Origin of the sequence: Thauera mechernichensis (assembly GCF_029588855.1) — a bacterium.
In the GTDB taxonomy this organism is placed as follows: Bacteria; Pseudomonadota; Gammaproteobacteria; order Burkholderiales; family Rhodocyclaceae; genus Thauera; species Thauera mechernichensis.
This window is the reverse complement of sequence record NZ_JARQZE010000004.1, coordinates 38,933-64,443: the sequence shown is the minus strand read 5'-3', so window position 1 is coordinate 64,443 and position 25,511 is coordinate 38,933. Positions and strand designations below refer to the sequence as shown.

The window sequence follows — 25,511 nt, the reverse complement described above, 5'->3', positions numbered from 1 at the left end:
TCAGCCGCGGTTGATCCAGTAGGTGAGCAGGATGAACACGCCGATGATCATCATGAAGGCGTACTGGTACAGGTGACCCGTCTGGAACAGGCGCGACATCTGCGCGATCCAGCCCACCAGCCTGGCCGAGCCATTCACCGCCACACCGTCGATCAGCCCCTGGTCGCCCGCCTTCCACAAGCCCTTGCCGAGCGCACGCGCGCCACCGGCAAAGAAGATCTCGTTGAAGCGGTCGAAGAAGTACTTGTTCTCGAGCAGGCTGTGGATCGGCTTGAAGGTACGCTGGATGGCAGCCGGGATATCCGGACGCTTCATGTAGAAGAACCACGACAGCGCCACCCCACCGATCGCGAGCCAGAACGGCGCCGTCTGCAGACCGTGGATCGCCATCGCCACCGGACCATGGAAGGACGCTTCGAGCTCCTTCAGGCCAACGTGGTTGTCACCGACGAAGATCACGCCCTTGAACCACTCACCGAACAGCATCGGCTCGATGGTGAAGAAGCCGATCAGCACCGAGGGGATCGCCAGCAGCACCAGCGGCAGGGTCACCACCCAGGGCGACTCGTGCGGTTTCTGACCCGGCGCCAGACCGTGGTGGTGGTCGCCGTGGTCATCATGAGCGTGGTCGTCGCCGTGCGCGTCACCGTGGTGAGCGTCATGCGCGTGATGCGCCTTGCCGAAACGCTCCTCGCCGTGGAAGACGAGGAAGTACATACGGAAGGAGTAGAACGCGGTCACGAACACGCCCAGCAGCACGCAGAACAGGGCGTAGCCCGCACCCGGGATGGTCGAGGCATGGACCGCCTCGATGATCGAATCCTTGGAGTAGAAACCGGAGAACAGCGGGAAGCCGATCAGCGCCAGCGAACCCAGCAAGGACGTGATCCAGGTGATCGGCATGTACTTGCGCAGGCCGCCCATGTTGCGCATGTCCTGGTCGTGGTGCATGCCGATGATGACCGAGCCGGCGCCAAGGAACAGCAGCGCCTTGAAGAAGGCGTGCGTCATCAGGTGGAACACCGCCGCCGAATAGGCCGAAACGCCGAGCGCCACCGTCATGTAGCCGAGCTGCGACAGTGTCGAGTACGCCACCACGCGCTTGATGTCGTTCTGGACGATACCGAGGAAGCCCATGAACAGTGCGGTGGTTGCGCCGATGACGAGGACGAAGGACAGCGCGCCATCGGACAGTTCGAACAGCGGCGACATGCGCGCCACCATGAAGATGCCGGCGGTAACCATGGTTGCCGCGTGGATCAGCGCCGAGATCGGGGTCGGGCCTTCCATCGAGTCGGGCAGCCAGACATGCAGCGGCACCTGGGCCGACTTGCCCATCGCGCCAATGAAAAGACAGATGCAGATCGCGGTGATCAGCGGCCAGCCGGTGCCGGCCATCTCGGTGGCGGCAAGCTGGTCGGCCTGGGCGAACACTTCGGCGTAGTTGAGGCTGCCGGTGTAGGCGGCGATGAGGCCGATGCCGAGCAGGAAGCCGAAGTCGCCGACACGGTTCACCAGGAAGGCCTTCATGTTGGCGTAGATGGCCGTCGGCCGCTCGTACCAGAAGCCGATGAGCAGATAGGAGACGAGGCCGACCGCTTCCCAGCCGAAGAACAGCTGCAGGAAGTTGTTGGACATCACCAGCATCAGCATCGAGAAGGTGAACAGCGAGATGTAGCTGAAGAAGCGCTGGTAGCCGGGATCTTCCGACATGTAGCCGATGGTGTAGATGTGCACCATCAGCGAGACGAAGGTGACCACCAGCATCATCATCACGGTCAGCGAATCGATCAGGAACCCGACCTCGAAGCTGATCCCGCCCGACACCATCCAGGTGTAGACCGTGCCGTTGAAGGTATTGCCCGCCGCAACGTCCTGGTAGATCACCACCGAGGCGACGAAGGCGACCGCCACACCGAGGATGGTGACGATGTGTGAGCCCGCGCGACCGATCTGCTTGCCGAACAGGCCGGCGAGGATGGCACCGGCCAGCGGCGCCAGCGGCACGAGGAGATAGAGAGTCTGCATGTCGGTCATCGTGACGCTTCCTTAACCCTTGAGGCTGTCGAGGTCATCCACATGGATCGTGCGCATGCTGCGGAACATGACGATCAGGATCGCCAGGCCGATCGCGGACTCGGCCGCTGCCACGGTGAGGATGAAGAAAACGAAGACCTGGCCGGCGATGTCTCCCAGGTAGTGAGAGAAGGCGACGAAGTTCATGTTGACCGAGAGCAGCATGAGCTCGATGGCCATCAGCAGCACGATCAGGTTCTTCCGGTTGAGGAAGATCCCGACCACGCTGATCGCGAACAGGATCGCGCCCAGGATGAGGAAATGGGAAAGCGAAAGCATCTGTGACTCCCTGATCGCGCCGGCTCCATACCGGCGCGTTTCTTGTTCGCGTGCTGGTTCAGTCTTCTTTCTCGGCCTGCATCTTCACCAGCTCGACACGGCCCTCGCGCTTGACGGCGACCTGCTCGGACGGCGGGATGGACTTGAGGCCCTTGCGTTTGCGCAACGTCAATGCCACTGCGGCAACCATGGCCACCAGCAGCACCAGCGATGCAAGCTCGAACGGATAGACGTAGTCGGTGTAGAGCACCCGGCCGAGTTCGCGCGTATTGCTGTACGACTCCGCGGCCGCTGCCGGCGCCGGCATGGCTTCGAGGCCAAAGTACGAACCGCCCAGCACCATCACCATCTCGACCAGCATCAGGATGCCGACAAGGGCGCCCACCGGGAGATAGCTCCAGAACCCTTCGCGGATGCGGTCGAGGTTGATGTCGAGCATCATCACCACGAACAGGAACAGCACCATGACGGCCCCGACGTAGACCATGACCAGTACGATGGCGAGGAACTCGGCCTGCAGCAGCAACCAGATCCCGCCCGCGTTGAAGAAGGTCAGCACCAGGAACAACGCGGCATGCACCGGGTTGCGGGCGGTGATCACCCTCAGCGCCGCGAGCACCATGATCACGGCGAGAAAGTAGAAGACGAAGGTCTTGAATTCCATGTTCTTGACTCGTGGCGCCTGAGCGCCCTCCCCTTAGCGGTACTTGGCGTCCTGTTCGCGGTCGGCTGCGATCTGGGACTCGTGTCGATCCCCCACCGCCAACAGCATCTGCTTGGTGTAGTAGAGATCGCCGCGCTTCTCGCCGTGATACTCCAGAACACGCGTCTCGACGATCGCATCGACCGGACAGGCTTCTTCGCAGAAGCCGCAGAAGATGCACTTCGTGAGGTCGATGTCGTAGCGCGTCGTGCGGCGCGAACCGTCGTCACGCTGATCGGACTCGATGGTGATCGCCATCGCCGGGCAAATCGCCTCGCACAGCTTGCATGCGATGCAGCGCTCCTCACCGTTCGGATAGCGGCGCAGGGCGTGCAGTCCGCGGAAGCGGTTGCTCTGCGGCGTCTTCTCCTCCGGGAACTGGACGGTGATCTTGCGCTGGAAGAAGTGGCGGCCGGTCAGGGCCATGCCCTTGACGAGTTCCTTCAGGAACAGACTGCCGATGAAATCCTTGGCACCCATGGTCTTCTCAACTCCAGATCGACAGCGGCGACATCATCCACACCGCCACCACAAACACCCACACCAGGGTGACCGGGATGAACACCTTCCAACCCAGACGCATGATGTGGTCGTAGCGGAAACGCGGGAAGGTGGCACGCGCCCACAGGAAGATGAACAGGATTGCAGCCGTCTTCAGCGCCAGCCAGTGGAAGCCGTCGGGCAGGAAGCCGACCGGCGACAGCCAGCCACCGAGGAACAGGATCGAGGTCAGGATCGAGACCAGGATCATGTTGGCGTATTCGGCGAGGAAGAACAGCGCGAAGGTCATGCCCGAGTACTCGACCATGTGGCCGGCCACGACTTCCGCCTCGCCTTCGACCACGTCGAAGGGCGCACGGTTGGTCTCCGCGATGCCGGAGATCAGGTACACCACGAACATCGGGAACAGCGGCAGCCAGTTCCAAGACAGGAAGCCCAGCCCCATGTCGGCGAAACGGCCGGCACCTTGCGAGGTCACGATGTCGCTCAGGTTGAGGCTGGCCGAAATCAGCAGCACGCAGATCAGCGCAAAGCCCATCGACACCTCGTACGACACCATCTGCGCAGATGCCCGCATCGCCCCCAGGAAGGGGTACTTCGAGTTCGAAGCCCAGCCTGCCACGATCACCCCGTAGACCTCCAGGGAGGTAATTGCGAGGATGAAGAGCAGGCCCGCATTGACGTTGGCGAGCACAAGGCCGTCATCGAAGGGAATCACCGCCCACGCCGCCAGCGACGGCGCAAGGGCGAGGATCGGCCCGAGGATGAAAAGGCCCTTGTTGGAGCCGCTCGGAACGATGATCTCCTTGAACAGCAGCTTGACGCCGTCGGCGAGCGGCTGCAGCAGGCCCTTGGGGCCGACCCGGTTGGGGCCGATGCGAACCTGCATGTAGCCGATGACCTTGCGTTCGGCCAGCGTCAGGTATGCCACGCAGATCATCAGCGGCGCGATGATCGCAATGATCTTCACCAGGGTCCAGATCGCAATCCAGCTCGGACCGAAAAAATCGGCAATGGGTTGCAGCATCGCTTCCATCAGGCACGCTCCACGCTGAGTTCACCGCTCATGGCACCGAGCGAGGCGGTCGAGGGATGAGCGCTGGCGACGCGCACACAACCAGCAGCAAGCGCCTCGTCGGGCTGCGCGACCAGCACGGCGGCACCGCCCCCCTGCAAGACCCTGACCTTGTCACCTGCACTCAGGCCAAGCGCTGCAAGCGTGGCCGGCGAAATTCGCGCCACCGGCGCGGCAGCGTCACGCGTCTTCTGTAGCGACGGTGCGCGGCGCACGATCGGATCGGCAAAGTGAATGGGTACGTCGGCGACACGCTCAAGCGCGCCAGCACTCGCAGCAGCGCACGACACGACGACGCCTTCGACGCCGTTACCAAGCGCATTGCCGACGTCAGCAGGCAAAGCCTCGCTGCGTACGGCTTCGGAATCGTTGTAGCCGAACCCCTCGAGCGCCAGCAGGTTGCCGAGCACTCGCAGGACTTTCCAGCCCGGACGCGTCTCACCGAGCGGCTTGCTGACGGCAACGAAGCTCTGCGCCCGGCCTTCGCAGTTGACGAAGGTGCCAGAGGTTTCGGTAAAAGGCGCAACCGGAAGGATGACGTCGCACAGGTCGCGCAACGAGGCTGAGTCGAAGGCCGAGAAGCCGATCACCAGTTGGGCCGAACGCAGCGCCGCGACCGTCGCCGACGGATTGGCGAAATCAAGTTCCGGCTCGGCGCCGAAGACCATGTATGCCTTGCGTGGCTGCGCGATCATTGCAGCAGCGCTGAGGCCGTCGGCCCCCGGGACCGCCCCGGCGAGGTAGCCGCCAACACTGTTCGCAGCCTCACCGATGAAGCCGAAGCAGCCCGCCGAGAGTCGCGCAATTTCCTGGGCCAGCGTCTGGATCTCGCTGGCTCGCGCATGCTGGGCTGCGAGGCTGCCCAGCCACACCGCAACCTTGCGCCCCGAAGCGAGGCTCTGGGCAATGGCGCGCGCCTCGCCCGATACCTCTGCCGGCAGCTTGCCGAGCAAGCTGACACTGACGTCGGTGCCCTTCTCCTGCGCCAGCGCGACGACCACTTGCCCAAGCATGGCAACCATTGCCGACGGCGCCACCAGCGCGCGGTTGCGCACAGGCAGCAACCAATCCTCGGCATTGGGTCCGATGGCGCTCACCTGCAGTCCCTTCTTGGCCGCCTGACGCACACGCTGCGCGAGCAGCGGCGCATCTTTGCGCAGGAAGCTGCCCACCACGAGCAGGCGGGTGAGATCCTTGACCTCCGCGATCTTCATGCCCAGCCAAGGCGCCCCGTCTCGCTTGCCATCGGCACGGAAATCGGCTTGGCGCAGGCGGAAATCAACGTTGTTCGAGCCGAGTCCGCGCACAAGCTTCTGCAGCAGGAAGAGTTCTTCCAGCGTCGCGTGCGGTGAGGCCAGCGCGCCGATCGCCGACGCGCCGTGATCCTGGGCAATGCCACGCAGGCCACTCGCAGCGAACTCGAGCGCGGCCTGCCAATCGACCTGCTTCCATTGCCCGCCCTGGCGGATCAGCGGTGTGCTCAGGCGCTCCGGAGCAGACAAGGCCTCGTACGAGAAGCGATCCTTGTCCGACAGCCAGCATTCATTGACGTCTTCGTTCTCGAGCGGAAGCACGCGCTTGACCACGTCGTGCTTGGTCTGGACGATCAGGTTCGCGCCGAGGGCGTCGTGCGGGCTCACCGACTTGCGCCGCGACAACTCCCAGGTACGGGCGGCAAAGCGGAACGGCTTCGAGGTCAGCGCGCCGACCGGACAAAGATCGATGATGTTGCCCGACAGCTCGGAGTCGATCGTCTTCTCGATGAACGGCATGATCTCTGCATGCTCGCCGCGGAAGGCCTGACCAAGCTCCATCTCACCTGCGATCTCGGCGGTGAATCGAACGCAGCGCGTACAGTTGATGCAGCGCGTCATGTCAGTCGACACGAGCGAGCCCAGATTCTTGTTGAACACCACGCGCTTTTCTTCCTGGTAGCGCGAAGCGGACGAACCGTAACCCACCGCCAGATCCTGCAACTGGCACTCGCCGCCCTGATCGCAGATCGGGCAATCGAGCGGGTGGTTGATCAAGAGGAACTCCATCACGCCCTTCTGTGCCTTGACGGCCAGCTCGGAGTGGGTCCACACCTTCATGCCGTTGGTCACGGGCGTGGCGCAAGCGGGCAGCGGCTTGGGTGCCTTCTCGACCTGGACCAGACACATGCGGCAGTTGGCCGCAATGGACAGCTTCTTGTGATAGCAGAAGTGCGGGATATAGGCCCCGGCGACGGCTGCGGCCTCGATCACCGTGCTGCCATCATTGACCTGTACCTGCTTGCCGTCGATTTCGATCTCTAGCATGACGGGCTCACGTAAATTTGACTGCCTGCGCGCTGGACTTCGGGCGCCACGAGGCACTTCTTGTTTTCGATGTGGTACTCGAACTCGCTGCCGAAGTGCTTGACGAAGCTCTGCACCGGCATCGAGGCGGCATCGCCAAGGGCGCAGATGGTGCGGCCCATGATGTTGGCGGTGACGGAATTGAGCAAATCGAGGTCATCTGGACGGCCAAGACCGTTCTCGATGCGATGCACCACGCGATAAAGCCAGCCCGTGCCTTCACGACAGGGTGTGCATTGCCCGCAGGATTCCTCGAAGTAGAAGTAGGACAGACGCTCGAGCGCCTTCACCATGCAGGTGGTCTCGTCCATGACGATCACGGCACCGGAACCCAGCATCGAGCCCGCCTTCGAGATGGAGTCATAGTCCATCGTGCAGTCCATCATGACGCTGCCCGGCACCACCGGCGCCGAGGAGCCGCCAGGGATCACCGCCTTGATCTTGCGCCCGCCGCGCATGCCACCGGCCATCTCGAGCAGCTCGGAGAACGGCGTACCGAGAGGGATCTCGTAGTTACCGGGACGATTGACGTGACCGGACACCGAAAACAGCTTCATGCCGCCGTTGTTGGGCTTGCCCAGACCGAGGAAAGCCTCGCCGCCCATGTTCATGATGAACGGCACGGAGGCGAAGGTTTCAGTGTTGTTGATCGTGGTCGGCTTGCCATAGAGGCCATAGCTCGCCGGGAACGGCGGCTTGAAGCGCGGCTGCCCCTTCTTGCCCTCGATCGATTCGAGCAGCGCCGTTTCCTCACCACAGATGTAAGCGCCGTAGCCGTGATGCGCGAAGAGCTCGAACGAGAAATCGCTGCCAAGGATGTTCTGGCCGATGAAGCCGGCCGCACGCGCTTCCTCGAGCGCCTCCTCGAAGCGCGAATAGACCTCGAAGATCTCGCCGTGGATATAGTTGTAGCCGCGCGCCGCACCCATCGCATAGGCGGCGATTGCCATGCCTTCGATGACCGAATGCGGGTTGTAGCGCAGGATGTCGCGGTCCTTGAAGGTCCCGGGCTCGCCCTCGTCGGAATTGCAGGCGAGGTACTTGTCACCTGGGAAAGAGCGCGGCATGAAGCTCCACTTCAGACCGGTCGGAAAACCCGCACCGCCGCGACCGCGGAGCACCGAGGCCTTGAGTTCGCCGATGATGGCGTCCTGCGAGACCTTCTCCGCGATGATCTTCCTGAGTGCGGCATAACCGCCGCGCGCGACATAGTCCTGGAGCCGCCAGGTGCGGTCGCCGTCACAGCCGGCGAGGATCATTCCTTGCGTGCTCATTTCTTGTCCAGCTCGGCCAGCATCTGGTCGATCTTGTCGGTGGTCATCCAGCTGCACATGTGATGGTTATTCACCAGCAGCACCGGGGCGTCACCACAGGCGCCCATGCACTCGCCTTCCTTGAGCGTGAACTTGCCGTCAGGCGTGGTCTCATTGAAGCCGATGCCCAGCTTGTGCTTTATGTAGTCAGCCGCATGGACGCCGCCCGACAGCGCACAGGGCAGGTTCGTGCACACGGTGATCTTGTGGCGACCGACCGGCTCAAGGTCATACATGTTGTAGAAGCTCGCCACCTCGTAGGCGGCGATCGGCGGCATCTCGAGATAACGGGCGACGAACTCGATCAGCTCCTTGGGCAGCCAGCCCTTCTCGACCTGAGCGATCCGCAGCGCGGCCATCACGGCCGATTGCTTCTGTTCGGGCGGATACTTGGCGATCTCTCGATCGATCTGTTGCAGCGATTCCTGGCTCAGCATGTCGTCTTGATCTTCCGGATAGCCTGCCGATTCTTGTTTGGTCCTGCGATGCCTTGCGGCATCGGTCAATTTCCTGCGTGCGCCGACTCGGTCAGCGATCGATCTCGCCGAACACCACATCCATGGTGCCGATGATGGCCACGACGTCGGCAATCATGTGGCCACGCGCAAGCTCATCCATCGCAGCGAGATGCGCAAAGCCCGGCGCACGCAGCTTCAGGCGGTAGGGCTTGTTGGCGCCGTCGGACACCGCATATACGCCGAACTCGCCCTTGGGGTGCTCGACCGCGGCGTAGACTTCGCCCTTGGGTACATGCATGCCTTCAGTGAAGAGCTTGAAGTGATGGATCAACTCCTCCATGTTCGACTTCATGCTTTCGCGCGAGGGCGGCGCAACCTTGTGGTTGTCGGTGATGACCGGGCCGGGGTTCTTGCGCAGCCAATCGATGCACTGCTTGATGATGCGATTCGACTGGCGCATCTCTTCCATGCGACAAAGGTAACGGTCGTAGCAGTCGCCGTTCTTGCCGACGGGAATGTCGAAATCCATGCGGTCGTAGACTTCGTAGGGCTGCTTCTTGCGCAAGTCCCAGGCGATTCCCGACCCGCGCAACATCGGACCGGTGAAACCCCAGGTCAAGGCCTGTTCGGGCGACACCACGCCGATGCCCACGGTACGCTGCTTCCAGATCCGGTTGTCGGTCAGCAGGGTCTCGTACTCGTCGCAATAGGTGGGGAAACGATTGGTGAAGTCCTCGAGGAAGTCCAGCAAGGAGCCTTCGCGAGCGGCGTTGAGTTCCTTGACCGTCTTCTCGTTCTTGAATTTGTTCACCTCGTACTTCGGCATGCGGTCGGGCAGGTCACGGTAGACGCCGCCCGGACGATAGTACGCTGCATGCATGCGCGCACCCGACACCGCCTCGTAGGCGTCCATCAGGTCTTCGCGCTCGCGGAAGGTGTACAGCACCATCGTCATCGCACCGATATCGAGCGCGTGCGTGCCGATATTGAGCAGGTGATTCAGGATGCGCGTAATCTCGTCGAACATCACACGGATGTACTGGGCACGCTCCGGAACCTGCACACCGAGCAGCTTCTCGATGGCCATGCAGTAGGCGTGCTCGTTGCACATCATCGACACATAGTCGAGACGATCCATGTACGGAACCGACTGCACCCAAGTCCGGGTTTCGGCCAACTTCTCCGTGCCGCGATGCAGCAGCCCGATATGCGGGTCGGCACGCTCTACGACTTCACCGTCGAGTTCGAGCACGAGACGCAGCACACCGTGCGCGGACGGATGCTGAGGGCCAAAGTTGATTGTGTAGTTGCGGATCTCAGCCATGGCCGACGTCCCCGTAGTTCTCTTCGCGCACGATGCGCGGCGTGTTCTCGCGCGGCTCGATGGTCACCGGCTGATAGACGACCCTGCCCTGCTCCGGGTCGTAGCGCATCTCGACGTAACCCGAAATCGGGAAATCCTTGCGGAAGGGATGTCCGACAAAACCATAATCGGTGAGGATGCGGCGCAGATCGGGGTGGCCGGCATACAGGATGCCGTAGAGATCGAAGGACTCGCGCTCATACCAGTTAGCACTCGCCCAGACATCGGCCACCGAATCGACCACTGGAAAACTCTCGTCTTCCGCAAAGACACGCAGACGCAGTCGCCAGTTGTGGCGGATCGAGGTGAGATGCGCCACTGAGGCAAAACGCGCGCCCTCCCATGCCCCATTGCCGAAGGTCGAGTAATCGACACCGGAAACATCGATCAACTGCTCGAAGTGCAGATCGGGATGATCACGCAAGGTGCGCGCAATGCGCAGGTAGTCGCCAGCGGCGACCTCGATGGTGAGCTCTGCGCGATCGACGAGCAGCGACTTGAGGGAGTCGCCGAATACATCGCGCAAGGTCTGGCTCAGGCGTTCAAGCTTGGCACTCATGTCTATGACACCCGTCAGCGCGCGATCGTATTCGTGCGCTTGATCTTGTTTTGAAGCTGAAGAATGCCGTAGATCAGCGCCTCGGCGGTGGGCGGACAGCCCGGCACATACACATCGACCGGAACGATGCGATCACAGCCACGGACGACCGAATAGGAGTAGTGGTAATAGCCACCACCATTGGCACAGGAGCCCATCGAGATGACCCAGCGCGGCTCGGACATCTGGTCGTAGACCTTGCGCAGCGCCGGCGCCATCTTGTTGCACAAGGTACCCGCCACGATCATCAGATCGGACTGGCGCGGACTGGGCCTGAACACCACCCCGAAGCGATCAAGATCGTAACGGGAACAGCCGGCGTGGATCATCTCCACCGCGCAACAGGCCAGACCGAAAGTCATGGGCCAAAGCGAACCGGTACGCGTCCAGTTGATGACCGCATCGAGCGAAGTGGTTACAAACCCTTCGCGAAAGACGCCCTCAATGCTCATGCATTACTCCCAGTCGAGTGCGCCGTTCTTCCACTCGACGATATAACCGATGACCAAAACCGCGAGAAAGACCATCACCGAACCGAAAACGAACCAGGCGATCTCACCAGCGGCGATGAACTCCTGGAAAACGGTCGCCCACGGAAACAGGAAGGCGATCTCGAGATCGAACAGGATGAAAAGAATGGCGATCAGGTAGTAGCGAACATCGAACTTCATGCGGGCGTCTTCAAACGCCTCGAAGCCGCATTCGTACGGGGAGTTTTTTTCGCTATCAGGACGATAGGGAGCGAGAAGTCGCCCGAGAATGACAGGAGCAAGCCCGAAACCAAGCCCAACGAGCATGAACATCAATACGGGAAAATAGCTTTCCAGCATGTTCAGAAACCCCCATTGCGTTGGACGACTGCAAGACCGCGTCGTCGTTATTGTTTTGGCTGCTCTGCATGGAAACGCCCGCAACTGCGGGCGTTACCTGAATATGGTGCCGACGATGAGACTCGAACTCATACGGCTTTCGCCACTACCCCCTCAAGATAGCGTGTCTACCAATTTCACCACGTCGGCGCGCTGTTCAGACAGCCAAAAAATTATAAGGGTTTTTACGCACTGCGCAAAGAGCCCACCCTACTTTTATTTCGGGATCGACTGCGCGGGCGAGGTATCGGCCGGCACGCTCGGGACCGGATCCACAGCCGGCGCGACCTGCACCCCCTCCATCACGCTGGAAGGCGCAGCAGGCTTGTTGCTGGCGAGGTAGCTCAAGCCCAGACTGGTGAGAAAGAACACCGTGGCGAGCATCGCAGTCGTACGACTGAGGAAGTTCGCCGACCCCGACGATCCGAACAGACTGCCGGACGAACCACTACCGAACGCCGCCCCCATGTCAGCCCCTTTGCCGTGCTGCACAAGAACGAGACCGATCACGCCAAGCCCGACCAGCACATGAACCGTGAGCACCACGGAGAATAGATAATTACCCATCACGAACCCTGAAAAGACAAAAACTCGAACAAGAACAAATGATCAGCAGACCGCAGCGGCGGCACGACAGATCGCCATGAAATCAGCGGCGGCGAGCGAAGCGCCACCGATCAAACCACCATCGACATCCGGAACGGCGAAGATCTCAGCCGCATTCGCCGGCTTGACGCTCCCCCCATAGAGTATGCGCACACCTGCGGCAGCCACACCTCCGTCCTCGAGCCAGCGACGGATCGCCCCATGCACTTCCCCCACCTGCGCGGACGTCGCCGAGCGCCCGGTACCAATCGCCCACACCGGCTCGTAGGCGATGACGACCCCGGCCATGGCCTCGGGACCGACCACATCGCGCACTGCCGCAAGCTGCCGCCCCACGACCGCCAGGGCAGCGCCGGCGTCGCGCTCGGCGAGCGTCTCACCAACGCAAACGATGGGGACCAGACCAGCCCCCAGCGCCGCAAGCGCCTTGCGGCCGACAACGAGATCATCCTCGCCAAAAAAAGCCCTGCGCTCGGAATGACCAACGATCACATAGCGGCAACCAAATTCGGCCAGCATCGACGCACTGACCTCACCGGTGAACGCCCCTTCGGCATGCTCGCTGACATCCTGCGCCCCCAGTTCAAGCCCCGCCGGCCGCTGCGCAAGCTGAGCAAGGTAAGGATAGGGCACGCATACAGCAAGCTCTACCCCTTCGACACTGCGGATACCGTCCAGCAATTCGCGATTGGCGGCCAGGCTGCCATTCATCTTCCAGTTGCCGGCGACGAGTCGGATCATGGGACAGAGAAATCCAGTTAGCTAAACCGTAGGATTATAGGACGGCCCAGAGGTCCGCCGCAAATGCACACCGCCAAGGACTTGCGCACGCTCGTGACTCATCGGGCAGGGACACCGCCGCCCTGGCCCACTGGCACCCCGCGCCGCAGGGTATCAAGCCCCCGCCGCGCACGACAACCTGGCAAAGGATGCCACCCAGGCAACGCCCGCACGCTTGCTGCTGAAAGCCGATTCTGCTATTAAGTCGGGCCTATCCTTCAATCATCCACGGAAGTTGAGTCATGGCCGAAGAAACACTGCACAAGCAATTCCCGCCTTACGTACCCGCTGCCGGCGAGGAATACATGAGCGAGAAGCAGCTGGGCCACTTCCGCGAAATCCTGAGCTCGCTCAAGGGCGAGCTGATGGGGGATATCGAGCGCACGGTGCACACGATGCAGGACGAGGCCACCGTCTTCGCCGACCCGAACGACCGCGCAAGCCAGGAATCCGACATTGCACTGGAGCTGCGCAACCGTGACCGCGAACGCAAGCTCATCAAGAAGATCGACGAGGCGCTCGGACGCATCGAGGACGGCGAGTACGGCTACTGCGACAGCTGTGGCGTCGAAATCGGCCTAAAACGCCTCGAGGCCCGCCCCACCGCGACGATGTGCATCGACTGCAAGACCCTGGAAGAAATGCGCGAGCGCCAGGTCGCCAAGTAAGCCAGTCTCACGACAGACGACGATGCAAAAGGGCGCCAATGGCGCCCTTTTGCATCGCCAGTAGCGGTTCCAAGAGCTCGGCCCGCAAACGACAAAGGACGCCTTGGCGTCCTTTGTCGTTCCGAAGCGACCGCATTACGGCGACATCAAGTCGCCGCACGGGCTCAGCCTGCGTTCTCGCCCAGCAACGCCTTCATGCTGAGGCGGATCTTGCCGCGCTCGTCGGTCTCGAGCACCTTCACGCGTACGACCTGACCTTCCTTGACGTAGTCGGAGACGTTGTTGACGCGCTCATTGGCGATCTGCGACACATGCAGCAGGCCGTCGCGACCGGGCATGATGTTCACGATGGCGCCGAAGTCGAGCAGGCGCACGACCGGACCCTCGTAGATCTTGCCAACCTCGACCTCGGCAGTGATCGCCTCGATCTTGGCCTTGGCGACCTGCGCACCCTCGGCACTCACCGACGAGATCTTGATCGAGCCGTCGTCCTCGATTTCGATCACGGTACCGGTCTCCTCCTGCAGCGCGCGGATCACTGCACCGCCCTTGCCGATCACGTCGCGGATCTTCTCGGGGTTGATCTTCATGTTGATCATGCGCGGCGCGTACTCGGACACCTCGCCACGGCTGCTGCTGAGGGACTGCTGCATCAAGCCGAGGATGTGCAGGCGGCCTTCCTTGGCCTGCTCCAGCGCGGCGTGCATGATCTCCTTGGTGATGCCCTGGATCTTGATGTCCATCTGCAGGCCGGTGATACCGTTCTCGGTACCGGCGACCTTGAAGTCCATGTCGCCGAGGTGATCCTCGTCGCCCAGGATGTCGGTCAGCACCGCGAAGCGGTTGCCATCCTTGATCAGGCCCATGGCGATGCCGGCAACGTGGTTCTTGAGCGGCACACCGGCATCCATCATGGCAAGCGAACCACCGCACACCGAAGCCATCGAGGAGGAACCGTTGGATTCGGTGATCTCGGAAACCACGCGCACGGTGTACGAGAACTCCTCCGCCTTGGGCAGCATGGCGACCAGCGAGCGCTTGGCCAGGCGGCCATGGCCCACTTCGCGGCGCTTTGTCACGCCGAAGCGGCCGGTCTCGCCCGTGCAGAACGGCGGGAAGTTGTAGTGGAGCAGGAAGCGCTCCTTGTACTCGCCAGCGATGGCGTCGATGATCTGCTCGTCACGACCGGTACCCAGGGTGGCGACCACCAGGGCTTGCGTCTCGCCACGCGTGAACAGCGCCGAGCCGTGAGTACGCGGCAGCACGCCGGTACGGATCTCGATCGGGCGGACCGTGCGGGTGTCGCGACCGTCGATGCGCGGCTCGCCGTTGAGGATGCGGCTACGGACGATCCCGGACTCGAGATTGAAGAAGATATCCTTGATTTCGTTGACCGAAGGAGCACCCTCCACGCCCTCGGTAAGCTGGGCGATCACACGCTTGCGGATCTCTGCCAGGCGGGCAGAACGATCCTGCTTGCTGGTGATGCGGAAGGCCTCCTCCATCTCAGCCTTCGCCAGTTCGCCGACCTTGGCGATCAGCGCCTCGTTCGCGGGCGGCGCCTGCCAATCCCACTCGGGCTTGCCGGCAACTTCGACGAGCTCGTTGATCGCGTTGATCGCGGCCTGCATCTGCTCGTGACCGAACACCACCGCGCCCAGCATCACATCCTCGGGCAATTCCTGCGCCTCGGACTCAACCATCAGCACCGCGGTCTGCGTACCGGCAACCACCAGATTCATCTGGCTGCTCTGCAGTTCGGATGCGGTGGGGTTGAGGACGTAGCGGCCATCCAGATAACCCACGCGGGCGGCGCCGACCGGGCCGTTGAATGGCAGGCCGGAGATCGCGAGCGCGGCCGAGGCGCCGATCATCGCCGGGATGTCGGAGTCGATCTCGGGATTCAGCGACAGCACGGTCACGATGACCTGGACTTCGTTCATGAAGCCGTCGGGGAAGAGCGGACGAATGGGGCGATCGATCAGGCGCGAGGTGAGGATCTCCTTCTCGCTCGGACGGCCTTCGCGCTTGAAGAAGCCACCCGGGATTCGGCCGGCAGCGTAGAACTTCTCGACGTAATCGACGGTAAGCGGGAAGAAGTCCTGGCCCGGACGCGCTTCCTTGGCGCCGACAACGGTGGCGAGAACCACGGTCTCGTCCATGTTGACAATGACGGCACCGCCAGCCTGGCGTGCGACTTCGCCGGTCTCGAGGGTGACGGTGTGGGCGCCATAGGCGAAGGTTTTCTTGATTGCGGTAGGCAAGGTGATTTCCTTTATTCGGTTGATGCAGCGAACTACAACTGCTTGTGGCGGCCCGCCCGGACAGGAGGACTCGATGCCACGGACGTGCAGCCGGCACAGCGGGGCCAGATGGCAAAAAGCCGGCGCGGCCGCAGGGGCACGCACCGGCTTTGCTGGCTTACTTCGCCCTGATCGGCGCTGTGTAGCTCGTCACGGACGGCAATTACTTGCGCAGGCCCAGACGCTCGATCAGATTGCGATAGCTATCGGCGTTACGGCCCTTCAGGTAGTCCAGCAGCTTGCGACGCTGGCTGACCATCTTCAGCAGGCCACGACGGGAGTGATGATCCTTGCCGTGAGCCTTGAAGTGGGGGGCAAGCCCGTTGATGCGGGCGGTCAGGAGCGCAACCTGGACTTCCGGAGAACCGGTGTCGCCTTGGGCGCGCTGAAAGTCGGAGACGATCTGCGACTTGGATGCGGTGTCAAGAGCCATGTGTGTCTTTACTCGTGTTTTTCTGCCAATCAGAAGCCGCGGATTATACCCATAGCGGCACCATAAACTCAATCAAATTCATGCGCATGCGTCGTCGGCCAGGCCACCGGTGGCAATCAGGCGGCGCGCCGCGAGACGCCCGTCGTCCTGCCATTGCGCCAGACCGAGAAAACCGCCCGGGCCGTAGGCGCGTACCTTCGCCCCAGGCACGGCGCCCGGCAGCGCGAGCACGCGCCCCTGCAACAGCCCGCGTGCCGCCTCGGCGTCGAGTTGCAGCATCGGGAAATCGGCCACGAGAGCGTCGGCCGGTGCAAGCAAGGCATCGCGCCCACCCTCCCCGGCCGCCTCGAGGCACTCGAGCGAGACAGCGGCCGCCAACTGGAAAGCACCAATTGCGGTACGCCGCAGTCCGGCCAGATGTGCCCCACAACCAAGCGCAGCGCCGATATCCATCGCCAGGCTACGGATATAGGTTCCCTTGCTGCAATGCACCCGGATCGAAAACCGCTCTCCGGCGAAGTCGAGCAACTCCAACGCGTGGATCATGACCCGACGCGCTTCGCGCTCGATCTCGATGCCCTGTCGCGCGTACTCGTAGAGCGCCTTGCCGTCACGCTTGAGGGCCGAATACATCGGTGGCACCTGCTCGATCTCTCCGCGAAAGCGCTCGAGCACCACCTCAAGGGCGGCGCGCTCTATGGCAACCGGATGGGTGGCCAGCACCTTGCCCTCGGCATCGCCACTATCGGTCTCGACGCCGAGTTGCACCACCGCTTCGTAGGTCTTGTCGGCGTCAAGCAGCATCTGCGAGAACTTCGTCGCCTCACCAAAGGTGAGCGGCAGCAAGCCGCTCGCCATCGGATCCAGCGTGCCGGTGTGGCCTGCCTTGGCGGCGTTGAGCAGGCGACGCGCCGCCTGCAACGCGCCGTTCGAACTCATGCCCTGCGGCTTGTCGAGCAGCAGCACGCCATCGACCGCGCGGCGGATGATCTTGCGCTGCGGCGGTCTCGAGCGCTTCGCCGACTGCGCCCGCGCCGCCTCAGGCGCGGGATTTGTCATCGTCGTCCTTGCCAACAGCGTGCTCGCCGCCCGTTTCGTCGGCAGAGGGCGCGTCCTGGTGGCGCGATTCGTCTTCCTTCACCACCGCATCGATCAGCTGGGACAGGCGCGAGCCCTCCTCGACCGAGCGGTCATAGTGGAAGTGCAACTCGGGAATGGTGTGAATGCGGATACGGCGACCCAGCTCGCGACGCAGGAATCCGCTCGCACGCCGCAAACCCTGCTGGATCTCGGGCACGTCTCCTTCACCGGTCATGCTGGTGAAGAACACCTTGGCGTGGGCGTAGTCGGGGGTGATTTCGACATCGGTGAGGGTGATGAAGCCGACGCGCGGATCCTTCACCTCCAGCCTGATCAGCTCGGCCAGCTCGCGGCGGATCTGCTCCACCACGCGCTGGCTGCGGGAATACTCCTTGGGCATCGCTTACAGGGTCCTCGCCACTTCCTTGATCTCGAACACTTCGAGCTGGTCGCCTTCCTTGATGTCGTTGTAGTTGCGCAGCTGCAGGCCGCACTCGTACCCGAACTTGACTTCCTTGACGTCGTCCTTGAAGCGCTTGAGCGACTCGAGCTCGCCGGTCCACAGCACCGTGTGGTTGCGCAGCAGGCGAACGTGCGAGCCGCGCCTGACCAGGCCTTCCAGCACGTAGCAACCCGCGATGGAGCCGACCTTGGAGATCGTGAACACCTGGCGGATCTCGACCAGGCCGGTGACCTCCTCGCGCTTCTCGGGTGCCAGCATGCCCGACAGCGCCGCCTTCACTTCATCGACTGCGTCGTAGATGATGTTGTAGTAGCGGATGTCGACGTCGAAGCTCTCGGCGAGCTTGCGCGCACCGGCATCGGCACGGGTATTGAAGCCGATGATGACGGCGCCCGAAGCCTGCGCCAGGTTGACGTCGGACTCGCTGATCGCACCCACGGCGGCATGGATGACATTGACGCGGACCTCGTCGGTGGACAGCTTCTGCAGCGACTGCACCAGCGCTTCCTGCGAGCCTTGGACGTCGGCCTTGATGATGAGCGGCAGGGTCTTGACCTCGCCTTCGGCCATCTGCTCGAACATGTTCTCGAGCTTGGCAGCCTGCTGCTTGGCAAGCTTGACGTCGCGGAACTTGCCCTGGCGGAAGAGCGCGATCTCGCGCGCCTTCTTCTCGTCGGCAAGCGCAATCGCCTCGTCGCCCGCCGCGGGCACATCGGACAGACCGAGGATCTCGACCGGAATGGACGGACCTGCCTGATCGATCTGCTTGCCGTTCTCGTCGAGCATGGCGCGGATACGGCCGAAGGTCGCCCCGGCCAGCAGCACGTCACCCTTGCGCAGCGTACCCGACTGCACCAGCAGCGAAGCCACCGGGCCACGGCCCTTGTCCAGACGTGCTTCGATGATCAGGCCCTTGGCCGGCGCATCGACCGCTGCAGTCAGCTCAAGCACCTCGGCCTGCAACAGCACGGCCTCGAGCAACTCGTCAATGCCAGTACCCTTCTTGGCCGACACCGGCACGAACATCGTGTCGCCGCCATAGGCCTCGGGGATGACCGACTCCGCGATCAGCTCCTGCGTCACGCGCTCGGGATTGGCATCGGGCTTGTCGATCTTGTTGATGGCCACCACCAGCGGCACACCCGCCGCCTTGGCGTGATGGATCGCCTCGCGCGTCTGCGGCATCACGCCGTCGTCAGCCGCCACCACCAGGATGACGATGTCGGTCGCCTTCGCACCGCGCGCACGCATTGCCGTAAAGGCCTCGTGACCCGGAGTATCCAGGAAGGTGACCATGCCACGCGCCGTCTCGACGTGATACGCGCCGATATGCTGGGTGATGCCGCCGAACTCGCCGGCAGCGACCTTGGCAGTACGAATGTAGTCGAGCAGCGAAGTCTTGCCGTGATCGACGTGACCCATGACGGTGACCACCGGCGCGCGCGGCAGGATCTCAGCGTCCTTGTGGTCCTCGCTGTCCTCCAGGAAGGCATCCGGATCGTCGAGCTTGGCCGCCAGCGCCTTGTGGCCCATTTCCTCGACGATGATCATCGCCGTTTCCTGGTCCAGCACCTGGTTGATGGTGACCATCGAACCCATCTTCATCAGCGCCTTGATCACCTCGGTCGCCTTGATCGCCATCTTGTGGGCGAGATCGGCAACAGTGATGGTCTCGGGCACGTGAACTTCGCGCACGATCGGCTCGACCGGCGCCTGGAAGGAGGTACGGTCGTCATGCTGGTTGCGGCCATGACGCCCACCGCCCTTGCCAGCCCCACGCCAGTTACTGCCTGCAGTCGCCCCCACCTCGCCGCGCGTCTTGAGACCACCGCGGCGCTTGCCTGCGCCTTCAGCCTCGCGAGCAGGCGCCGGCGCACCGCGCCGAGCGTCGCGTGCAGCGGGCTTGTCTTCGGTCTTGGCGGGACGGTGCAGCGTACCCGTGGTCGTCTTGGCAGGCTTGGCAGCCTCTTCCTTCTTCTGCTGCTCTGCGCGCAAGCGCGCCTCTTCCTCGGCCTTGCGCGCATCGGCGGCCGCTCGCGCAGCGGCCTCGCGCTCCTGACGGGCGCGCAGGTCGGCAGCCTGGCGCTCTTTCAGGGCGCGCTGGCGATCCTCGTCGCGCTTGCGCGCGGCGATTTCTTCCTCGCTCAGAATCTCGGACAACGGCAATGGCTTGCTCAACACAGTAGTCACGACCGGTGCTGCCGGCGCGACCGGCTCGGGCTTGACTTCCGCCGCTGCGGTCGCACGCGCCGGAGCAGCAGCAGGGCGCGATTCGATCGCCTGCGGCGGTGCAGCGGGCTGCTCAACAGCCTGCACCTCAACCTGCTCGGCGACCGCTTCCACGACGGGCTCGGGCTCGGCGACAGGCGCCGGGGCCTCAACCTCGACCTCGACACTAGCGACCACAGCTTCCGCAACCGGCTCGACCACCGGCTGTTCGTCGCTGACCACCGCCTCGACATGCAGCGCCTCGGCCGCAGCAACCTGTTCGGCCGCCTCGCCATGCTGATCGCCAGCCAGTTCGTCACGCTTGACGAAGGTGCGCTTCTTGCGCACCTCGACCTGAACGGTACGTGCACGACCGGTGGAGTCGGTCGCGCGGATCTCGGTCGTCTGCTTGCGCGTCAGGGTGATCTTGCCCTTGGGCTGGGTATCACCATGCGAACGGCGCAGGTACTCCAGAAGCTTCGCCTTGTCCTGTTCGGTAAGCAGGTCGCTCGGGCCGGTCTTATCCACGCCCGCGCGCTTCAACTGCTCGAGCAGCACCGCGGCCGGCATCTTCAGTTCGCCGGCAAACTGGGTCACGCTCATCTGTTCCATTACTGCCCTCCCATCATTCTTCGAACCAATGGGCGCGCGCAACGGATATCAGCGCCTTGGCTCTTTCTTCGTCGATCCCAGCCATCTCGACCAGCTCGTCGACCGCAAGGTCGGCCAGGTCGTCGCGGGTACGAATGCCCTGCTGGGCAAGTTTGGCGGCAAGGGACTTCTCCATGCCGTCCAGATTGAGCAGATCATCGGCTACGTTCTCGAGCTGCTCCTCGGTGACGATGGCCTCGGTCAGCAGCACGTTACGTGCGCGATTGCGCAGCTCGTTGACCGTATCCTCGTCGAAGGCTTCGATCTCCAGCATCTCGGCCAGCGGCACGTAGGCCACTTCCTCGAGCGAAGAGAAACCCTCCTCGATCAGGATGTCGGCGAGTTCTTCGTCCACATCCAGTTTCTCCATGAACAGCGCGCGCAGCCCCTGCTGCTCCTGCGCCGTCTTTTCGGCCGACTCCTGCTCGCTCATCAGGTTGATCGTCCACCCGGTGAGTTCGGACGCCAGCTTCACGTTCTGGCCGTTGCGGCCAATGGCGATGGCGAGGTTGTTCTCGTCCACCACCACATCCATGGCATGCGCCTCTTCATCTACGACGATCGACACGACTTCGGCAGGCTGCAGCGCAGCGACCACGAACTGCGCCGGATCGGACGACCACACGATGATGTCGACCTGCTCGCCGCCGACCTCGTTGCGCACCGCGGTGACGCGCGAGCCACGCAGGCCCACGCAGGTACCGATCGGATCGATGCGCTGATCGTTGGACTTGACCGCGATCTTGGCACGCAGGCCGGGGTCGCGGGCGCAAGCCTTGAGCTCGAGCAGACCATCTTCGATCTCGGGCACTTCGAGCTCGAACAGCTTCATCAGGAACTCGGGCGCGGTGCGCGACAACACCAGTTGCGGACCGCGGGCGCCGCGATCGATGCGCAGCAGGAAGGCCTTGACGCGATCGCCCACGCGCAGGTTCTCGCGCGGAATCTGCTGGTCGCGCGGCAGCACGGCTTCCATGCGACCGACCTCGATGATCGCGCTACCACGCTCCATGCGCTTGATCGAACCCGAAACGAGGAATTCCTTGCGATCGAGGAAGTCGTTGAGCACCTGCTCGCGCTCGGCATCGCGGATGCGCTGCAGGATGACCTGCTTGGCAGCCTGCGCACCAATACGACCGAAGTCGATGGGCTCGAGCTCCTCTTCGATGTAGTCGCCGATCTGCACATCGGCGCGCAGCTCGCGCGCATCGATGATGCCCATCTCGGCCTCATCGTTGGTGACCTCCTCATCAAGCATCACCAGCCAGCGACGCGTCGACGTGTAGTCACCCGAGTCGCGGTCGATCGACACCACCACGTCGGCATCATCGTGGATGCGTTTCTTGGTCGCAGAGGCCAAGGCGGTTTCGAGCGCGGAAAAAACGATGTCCCGGGCGACATTCTTCTCGCGCGCCAGGGCATCCACAAGCAGCAGGATCTCGCGGCTCATTTCAGTAAAACCTCCACATCCACAGTCTCAAAATTGGGGTACCAGACGTGCTTTCTCGATGTCGCCGAAGGGCAGCATGACCTCGCCCTTCTCGGTGCGCAGCGCCACTGCACCGTCACGCACACCCTCGATCACGCCGACAAAATTACGTTGATTGCCGATCGGCAGCGTCAGTCGCACCTGCGCCTGCTCGCCGGCGAAACGTTCGAAATCGGCCAGCTTCTTGAGCGGACGGTCAAGACCCGGCGAGGACACCTCGAGCCGGTCATAGTCAACGTTCTCGACCTCGAACACGCGCTGGAGCTGGTTGCTGACGGTCGCGCAGTCATCGACCGTGATGCCGCGCTCGATATCGAGAAAGATGCGCAGCAGACGCCCCTTGGGAGAGAACTCGACATCCACGAGCTCGTATCCAAGACCCGTCACCACCTGCTCGATCAGTTGCTCGACATCGGTACGCATTGCGCCTCCCAGCCCCTTCTACTCACTCTTCATGGACGCCATAACCGGCGCCACAAATAAAAAATGGGCGAAACGCCCATCAAACAATTGCTCCTGCAGGAAATACACCGCTGGTCACAACCGCAAGACGGACGGCCACCATCCGACCAACACGCCCGAAGCAAACGACTGGCGCACAATCGGAAACCTATCCATCAAAGCCGCGAGAGTATAGCGCCAAAGCGCCGCGCGGGCAAACCGTCGTGAAACGAGGTCTGCACCGGGCAGCGCCCTTCCGAACACCGGGCGAAAGCGCGTAACGCGACTGGCGTTTCGCTCAACGCTCCTTCGCCCCGCCACGCGGCTGCGTGCGATGGAGCTTCACCGGGCGTTTGGCACGCTCGTCACTCTCGCGACTCTGCGGCACGGGGACGCCGGCAAGACGGCAGGCATCGGCCTCCGGCATCTCCATCCACATACCCCGCTTGAGACGCGCCGGCAACTCAACGCTACCGTAGCGGACCCGCATCAGGCGACTCACGGTCAGGCCGACCGCCTCGAACATGCGACGCACCTCGCGATTGCGGCCCTCCGAGATCGTCACCCGATACCAATGATTGGCACCCTCGCCGCCCTCGGCGCGCAGCTGGTTGAATTTAGCCAGCCCGTCTTCGAGCTGAATGCCCTCGCACAACGACTGCGCCTGCTCTTCTGTCAGCTCACCGAGCACCCGCACCGCGTACTCGCGCTCGAGTTCGTAGCGCGGATGCATCAGGCGGTTGGCCAGATCGCCGTCGTTGGTAAATAGCAACAAGCCGGAAGTATTGAAGTCCAGCCGCCCCACCGCCAGCCAGCGCCCCTTGCGTAGCAACGGCAGGCGCTCGAATACGGTCGGCCGGCCTTCTGGATCATCGCGCGAAACGATTTCACCCTCGGGCTTGTGGTAGATGAGCACGCGCGGACTACGCTGGGAAAAGCGCAGCGGCACCAGCTTGCCATTGACCTTGACGCGATCGCCGGGACCGATCTTCTGCCCAAGTGCTGCCGGCAAGCCGTTCACCGAAATCCGGCCGGCCAGCACCCAGTCCTCGATCTCGCGACGCGACGCGACCCCGGCCTGAGCCAGAACCTTCTGCAGCCGCTCGGGCTCGGTCAGCGTGGTCGGCGCATTGCGCGCCCGCCCCGACACACCACCACGTGGCGCTCGTTCGCCGCGCTGAGGCTGACCAAGGGCAGTCTGGTGCGCATCCGCCCTGCGCGCAGGATCGTCCGGACGACGAGAGCCGCGCCCACTCTCCGGACGCGCGCGCCGCGCACCGCGCGGGTCCGCATTCAGGTGCGCATCCGGCGCGCTTGGCTGCACCTCCTCGTCCCGCGCCGCGCGGCGATCGGCACGCGGGTCGCGATCGAGGATCTCGATGGCGTCAGACTTCTTCTTCGTGGGCGGCCGCAGGGGCCTGTTCGGTTTGCGAGACATCGACTAGATCCATAATTTTCTCGATTTCGGCCAGCGCCGGCAGCTCGGTCAGGCTGCGCAGCCCCATGTCATCGAGGAAGCGCCGGGTGGTGGCGAACAAGGCCGGCCGGCCGGGCGTATCGCGCTGGCCGACGACATCGACCCAACCGCGCGACTCGAGTGTTTTCAGTATGTTCGGCGACACCGCCACCCCGCGTATGTCTTCAATGTCGCCACGCGTCACGGGCTGCCGGTATGCAATGATCGCCAGCGTTTCCATCACCGCCCGCGAGTAGCGCGGCGGCTTTTCATCCTTCAGGCGGTCGAGATAGACCTGGTACTGCGGCCGCGTCTGGAAGCGCCAGCCGCTGGCGAGCTGCACCAGCTCCACGCCGCGATCAGCCGCCACCCATTCCTCGCGCAGCGCATCAAGCAGCCTGCGCACGAGATCCGGGCCGGGATCGTCGTCGAACAGGCGCCTCAGGCTGGCCACGGACAACGGCGCAGTAGCGGCCAGCAAGGCTGCCTCGACCACTCGCAACCAGGCCTCAGGCGTCGCTTCGCGTTCCATCGGCCAATTTCACGTAGATCGGCGCAAACGCCTCATTCTGAGTCACTTCGACCAACCTCTCCTTGACCAGCTCGAGCACGGCAAGAAAGCTGACCACCAGCCCCGCCGCCCCGAGTGCGGTATCGAACAACGCATCGAACACCACGAAGCCCCCATCGCCCAGCCTGCGCAGGATTGCCGTCATGTGCTCGCGCACGGAAAGCTGCTCCCGCCCAACTCGGTGGTGCTGGTTCAGGCGCGCCTTCTTCATGATGCGCAGCCAGGCCAGCTGCAGATCATGCAGACTGACCTCGGGTTGGCGCTCGACAAGCTTCTCGGCGACGAACACGCCGACCCACTCGAAATCGCGCTCCACGCGAGGCATCGCATCGAGGCGCAGCGCGGCGATCTTCATCTGCTCGTACTCGACCAGCCGGCGCACCAGTTCCGCGCGCGGATCCGCTTCCTCGGCCCCCTCTCGCGGCGGCCTCGGCAGCAGCATGCGCGACTTGATCTCGAGCAACACCGCCGCCATCAACAGGTACTCGGCTGCGAGCTCGAGATTGCTCTGCCGCATGGCTTCGACGTACTCGAGGTACTGTGCGGTGAGCGGCGCCATCGGAATATCGAGGACATCGAGATTCGCTTTGCGGATCAGGTACAGCAGCAGATCCAGCGGCCCTTCGAACGCATCCAGGAACACCTGCAGTGCGTCGGGCGGAATATACAGGTCTTTGGGCAGTTCGAGCAGGGGCTCGCCATAAATGCGTGCCACCGAATCGAGAACGTCCTGCGCCTCGACAGGCGCGAGATCGAGCGCCAGGTTCATGGCCGCTCACGCTCGCGGG

The 25,511-nt window shown here is 63.1% G+C and carries 25 protein-coding genes and 1 tRNA gene; 1 reads left to right on the top strand and 25 read right to left on the bottom strand.

All coding sequences use genetic code 11. The features are described 5' to 3' along the window. The 15 genes from nuoL to tpiA form a co-directional block, all read right to left on the bottom strand. The gene (gene nuoL, locus P7F68_RS07340) at positions 1–2,037 is read right to left on the bottom strand and encodes an NADH-quinone oxidoreductase subunit L (protein WP_002936634.1); all 2,037 of its coding nucleotides are present in this window, start codon (positions 2,035–2,037) and stop codon (positions 1–3) included. 12 nt (positions 2,038–2,049) lie between these two features. Then, a complete protein-coding gene (gene nuoK, locus P7F68_RS07335; RefSeq protein WP_002926502.1) occupies positions 2,050–2,355 on the bottom strand; it encodes an NADH-quinone oxidoreductase subunit NuoK in 306 nt (101 codons plus the stop codon). 58 nt (positions 2,356–2,413) lie between these two features. After that, on the bottom strand, positions 2,414–3,019 hold the full coding sequence (locus P7F68_RS07330; RefSeq protein ID WP_002936642.1) for an NADH-quinone oxidoreductase subunit J: 606 nt from the start codon (positions 3,017–3,019) through the stop codon (positions 2,414–2,416). Positions 3,020–3,052: 33 nt separating this feature from the next. After that, positions 3,053–3,538 (bottom strand): NADH-quinone oxidoreductase subunit NuoI, encoded by a 486-nt coding sequence (gene nuoI / locus P7F68_RS07325; protein ID WP_002936645.1) that lies wholly within the window; start codon positions 3,536–3,538, stop codon positions 3,053–3,055. Between the two features lie 7 nt (positions 3,539–3,545). Next, positions 3,546–4,595, bottom strand: coding sequence for an NADH-quinone oxidoreductase subunit NuoH (gene nuoH / locus P7F68_RS07320; protein WP_037982292.1), 1,050 nt, complete (start codon positions 4,593–4,595; stop codon positions 3,546–3,548). Beyond that, positions 4,595–6,934: an NADH-quinone oxidoreductase subunit NuoG gene (nuoG, locus tag P7F68_RS07315; protein WP_277831937.1), complete on the bottom strand. Its 2,340-nt coding sequence runs from the start codon at positions 6,932–6,934 to the stop codon at positions 4,595–4,597. Before nuoG ends, nuoH begins: the two co-directional genes overlap by 1 nt. Next, entirely contained in the window at positions 6,928–8,232 is a 1,305-nt protein-coding gene (gene nuoF / locus P7F68_RS07310) for an NADH-quinone oxidoreductase subunit NuoF (RefSeq protein WP_002926517.1), read from the bottom strand. The genes nuoG and nuoF overlap by 7 nt, the downstream gene beginning before the upstream one ends. A gap of 11 nt (positions 8,233–8,243) precedes the next feature. After that, positions 8,244–8,723, bottom strand: coding sequence for an NADH-quinone oxidoreductase subunit NuoE (gene nuoE / locus P7F68_RS07305; protein WP_002926519.1), 480 nt, complete (start codon positions 8,721–8,723; stop codon positions 8,244–8,246). Between the two features lie 91 nt (positions 8,724–8,814). After that, entirely contained in the window at positions 8,815–10,068 is a 1,254-nt protein-coding gene (locus P7F68_RS07300; RefSeq protein ID WP_002926521.1) for an NADH-quinone oxidoreductase subunit D, read from the bottom strand. Beyond that, entirely contained in the window at positions 10,061–10,666 is a 606-nt protein-coding gene (locus P7F68_RS07295) for an NADH-quinone oxidoreductase subunit C (RefSeq protein ID WP_002936654.1), read from the bottom strand. The genes P7F68_RS07300 and P7F68_RS07295 overlap by 8 nt, the downstream gene beginning before the upstream one ends. A 14-nt stretch (positions 10,667–10,680) precedes the next feature. Then, positions 10,681–11,157, bottom strand: coding sequence for a NuoB/complex I 20 kDa subunit family protein (locus P7F68_RS07290; protein WP_002926530.1), 477 nt, complete (start codon positions 11,155–11,157; stop codon positions 10,681–10,683). A gap of 3 nt (positions 11,158–11,160) precedes the next feature. Next, positions 11,161–11,535: an NADH-quinone oxidoreductase subunit A gene (gene ndhC / locus P7F68_RS07285; protein WP_002936657.1), complete on the bottom strand. Its 375-nt coding sequence runs from the start codon at positions 11,533–11,535 to the stop codon at positions 11,161–11,163. Positions 11,536–11,639: 104 nt separating this feature from the next. After that, positions 11,640–11,724: transfer RNA gene (locus tag P7F68_RS07280), tRNA-Leu, on the bottom strand. A gap of 66 nt (positions 11,725–11,790) precedes the next feature. Next, positions 11,791–12,141 (bottom strand): preprotein translocase subunit SecG, encoded by a 351-nt coding sequence (gene secG, locus P7F68_RS07275; protein WP_002926533.1) that lies wholly within the window; start codon positions 12,139–12,141, stop codon positions 11,791–11,793. A 42-nt stretch (positions 12,142–12,183) separates the two neighbouring features. Further along, the gene (gene tpiA, locus P7F68_RS07270) at positions 12,184–12,921 is read right to left on the bottom strand and encodes a triose-phosphate isomerase (RefSeq protein ID WP_002936672.1); all 738 of its coding nucleotides are present in this window, start codon (positions 12,919–12,921) and stop codon (positions 12,184–12,186) included. 281 nt (positions 12,922–13,202) lie between these two features. Between tpiA and dksA the strand changes: the two genes are divergently transcribed. Next, positions 13,203–13,628: an RNA polymerase-binding protein DksA gene (dksA, locus tag P7F68_RS07265; RefSeq protein WP_002926542.1), complete on the top strand. Its 426-nt coding sequence runs from the start codon at positions 13,203–13,205 to the stop codon at positions 13,626–13,628. 164 nt (positions 13,629–13,792) lie between these two features. Here dksA and pnp read toward each other — a convergent pair whose 3' ends face one another. The 10 genes from pnp to P7F68_RS07215 all read right to left on the bottom strand — a co-directional run bounded on the left by pnp (position 13,793) and on the right by P7F68_RS07215 (position 25,492). Then, a complete protein-coding gene (gene pnp, locus P7F68_RS07260) occupies positions 13,793–15,892 on the bottom strand; it encodes a polyribonucleotide nucleotidyltransferase (protein WP_277831922.1) in 2,100 nt (699 codons plus the stop codon). A gap of 202 nt (positions 15,893–16,094) precedes the next feature. Beyond that, entirely contained in the window at positions 16,095–16,364 is a 270-nt protein-coding gene (rpsO, locus tag P7F68_RS07255; RefSeq protein ID WP_002926549.1) for a 30S ribosomal protein S15, read from the bottom strand. 78 nt (positions 16,365–16,442) lie between these two features. Then, positions 16,443–17,423 carry a tRNA pseudouridine(55) synthase TruB gene (truB, locus tag P7F68_RS07250; RefSeq protein WP_002936677.1) on the bottom strand — a complete coding sequence of 327 codons (981 nt, stop codon included), beginning with the start codon at positions 17,421–17,423 and terminating at the stop codon, positions 16,443–16,445. Continuing rightward, entirely contained in the window at positions 17,404–17,844 is a 441-nt protein-coding gene (gene rbfA / locus P7F68_RS07245) for a 30S ribosome-binding factor RbfA (protein ID WP_277831917.1), read from the bottom strand. The genes truB and rbfA overlap by 20 nt, the downstream gene beginning before the upstream one ends. 3 nt (positions 17,845–17,847) lie before the next feature. Next, positions 17,848–20,727 (bottom strand): translation initiation factor IF-2, encoded by a 2,880-nt coding sequence (gene infB, locus P7F68_RS07240; RefSeq protein WP_277831915.1) that lies wholly within the window; start codon positions 20,725–20,727, stop codon positions 17,848–17,850. 13 nt (positions 20,728–20,740) lie between these two features. Then, positions 20,741–22,216 (bottom strand): transcription termination factor NusA, encoded by a 1,476-nt coding sequence (nusA, locus tag P7F68_RS07235; RefSeq protein ID WP_002926557.1) that lies wholly within the window; start codon positions 22,214–22,216, stop codon positions 20,741–20,743. A gap of 27 nt (positions 22,217–22,243) precedes the next feature. Then, on the bottom strand, positions 22,244–22,678 hold the full coding sequence (gene rimP / locus P7F68_RS07230) for a ribosome maturation factor RimP (protein WP_002926560.1): 435 nt from the start codon (positions 22,676–22,678) through the stop codon (positions 22,244–22,246). 316 nt (positions 22,679–22,994) lie between these two features. Beyond that, positions 22,995–24,134, bottom strand: a complete 1,140-nt coding sequence (rluB, locus tag P7F68_RS07225; RefSeq protein WP_277831912.1) for a 23S rRNA pseudouridine(2605) synthase RluB — start codon at positions 24,132–24,134, stop codon at positions 22,995–22,997. Beyond that, positions 24,082–24,684 carry an SMC-Scp complex subunit ScpB gene (gene scpB / locus P7F68_RS07220; protein ID WP_002936686.1) on the bottom strand — a complete coding sequence of 201 codons (603 nt, stop codon included), beginning with the start codon at positions 24,682–24,684 and terminating at the stop codon, positions 24,082–24,084. The genes rluB and scpB overlap by 53 nt, the downstream gene beginning before the upstream one ends. Then, entirely contained in the window at positions 24,662–25,492 is an 831-nt protein-coding gene (locus tag P7F68_RS07215; RefSeq protein ID WP_277831910.1) for a segregation and condensation protein A, read from the bottom strand. Before P7F68_RS07215 ends, scpB begins: the two co-directional genes overlap by 23 nt. Between the last annotated feature and the right edge of the window lie 19 nt (positions 25,493–25,511).